This window comes from Nocardia grenadensis NBRC 108939 (genome assembly GCF_001613445.1).
GTDB classification, from domain to species: domain Bacteria; phylum Actinomycetota; class Actinomycetes; order Mycobacteriales; family Mycobacteriaceae; genus Nocardia; species Nocardia grenadensis.
Genome location: NZ_BDCJ01000061.1, coordinates 1 through 2,122 on the forward strand (window position 1 = coordinate 1; position 2,122 = coordinate 2,122).

1 protein-coding gene is annotated in these 2,122 nt (G+C 68.5%); it reads left to right on the forward strand.

Annotated elements, in window-relative coordinates:
* The coding region (locus tag NGR01S_RS29715; protein WP_245664843.1) for a condensation domain-containing protein at positions 1 to 2,122 on the forward strand (2,122 nt) is incomplete at both ends.

Sequence of the window (2,122 nt, forward strand, 5' to 3'; positions counted from 1 at the left end):
AGATCGAATCGGCGCTGACCGGCGTGGACGAGGTCGCCCAGGCCGTGGTGGTCATGCGTGGTGACGCGCGCACCGGCGACCAGCTCGTTGCCTACCTGGTACCCGCCCCGGGCGCGCTGCTGGATATCGAGGTGCTGCGCGAGGACCTGACGGAGCTGCTGCCGTCGTACATGGTGCCCGCCGCGTTCGTGGTACTCGACGAGTTCCCGCTGAACGCGTCCGGGAAGCTGGATCGCAAGGCCTTGCCGGCGCCGGTGTTCAAGGCGCGGGTGTTCCGGGCGCCCTCGACCCCGGTCGAGGAGATCGTGGCCGCGACCTTCGCCGAAGTACTGGGTGCCGAGCGGGTCGGTGCGGACGACGACTTCTTCGAGCTGGGCGGTAACTCGCTCAGCGCCACCCGGGTGGCGGCGCGGTTGTCGGCGGCACTGGACACCGAACTCCCGGTGCGGGAACTGTTCGCGGCCTCCACCGTGACGGCGCTGGCCGCCCGCGCGGAGACCCATGCCGGTGCGGGTGGCCGGGTGGCCCTGGTGCCGCAGCCGCGGCCGACCCAGGTCCTGGAGACCGGCGAGGTCGTGGAGCGGGTGCCGCTGTCGCTGGCACAGCAGCGGATGTGGTTCCTGAACCGGTTCGATCCGGCCTCGGCCGCGAACAATCTGCCGATCGCGGTGCGGTTGTCGGGTCTGCTGGACCGCCAGGCCATGCAGATCGCGATCGCCGATGTGCTGGCGCGGCACGAATCGCTGCGTACCTACTACCCGGAGGTGGACGGGACACCGTTCCAGCAGGTCGTGCCGACCTCGACGGTGATCCCCGATCTGACCCCGGTGGAGGTGACCGAGGCGGAGCTGCCCGCGCGGGTGGCGGAGTTCGTCGGTACCGGGTTCGATGTGACCGCCGGTGTGCCCTTCCGGGTCCGGCTGTACGAGGCGAATCCGACCGAGCATGTGCTGGTCCTGGTTGTCCACCATATTTCGTCGGACGGTTTCTCCATGGGACCGCTGGCCCGCGATGTGATCACGGCCTACAGTGCCCGGATCGACGGCGGCGAGCCGGGCTGGCAGCCGCTCGAGGTGCAGTACGCCGACTACACGCTGTGGCAGCGTCAGGTGCTGGGTGCCGAGGACGATCCGGAATCAGTGATCGCCTCCCAGCTCACCTACTGGTCGGAGGCGCTGGCCGGTATCCCGGAACAGCTGGATCTTCCGGCCGACCGGCCGCGGCCGGCGGTGGCCACCGGGCAGGGTGCCGCCTACAGCTTCGAGATCGATGCTGCCGCGCACGCCGAACTGGTGGAACTGGCCCGCGCCCACGGCGTGACCTTCTTCATGGTCATGCACGCGGCCTTCGCGGTGATGCTGTCCCGGCTGTCGGGTGAGACCGATATTGTCGTGGGCACCCCGGTGGCCGGGCGTGGTGATCGGGCGCTCGACGATCTGATCGGCATGTTCGTCAATACGCTCGCGCTGCGGACGCCGATCGACTCCGGCGCCGGTTTCGCCGAACTGCTGGAGACGGTGCGCGCCGGCGATGTGGCAGCCTTCGGGCACGCGGACCTGCCGTTCGAGCGGCTGGTCGAGGTCCTGAACCCGGTCCGGTCGCAGGCCAGGCACCCGGTGTTCCAGGTGATGCTGTCGTTGCAGAACAACGATCCGCAGGTCCGCGGCGAGCTGCCCGGTCTGACCATAAGTGGCCTCGAATCACCTATCGAGACTTCGAAGTTCGACCTGCAACTGGAGCTCGGTGAACTGACCGGTCCGGCCAACCCGGACGGCTCTGCGGCGCACGGTGTCTCGGCCAAGCTCATCTACGCGACAGATCTGTTCGACCGCGCCACAGTAGTGGGCTTCGCCGACCGGTTCTTGGGTCTGCTGCGTGAGGTTGTCGAGGCGCCGGAGACCGCGGTCGGTGATCTGGAGATCCTGGCGCCGGTCGAGCGTGCTCGGGTGCTGGCGGAGTGGAATGCGACCGAGCATCGGCTGCCGGCGGGGTTGTTGTTGGATGGTTTCAATGCGGTGGCGGCGGCGTATCCGGATCGGGTGGCGGTTTCGTTCGAGGGGACGAGTCTGTCCTATGGCGAGTTCGCGGGTCGGGTGAATCGGCTCGCGCGGCATCTGATCGC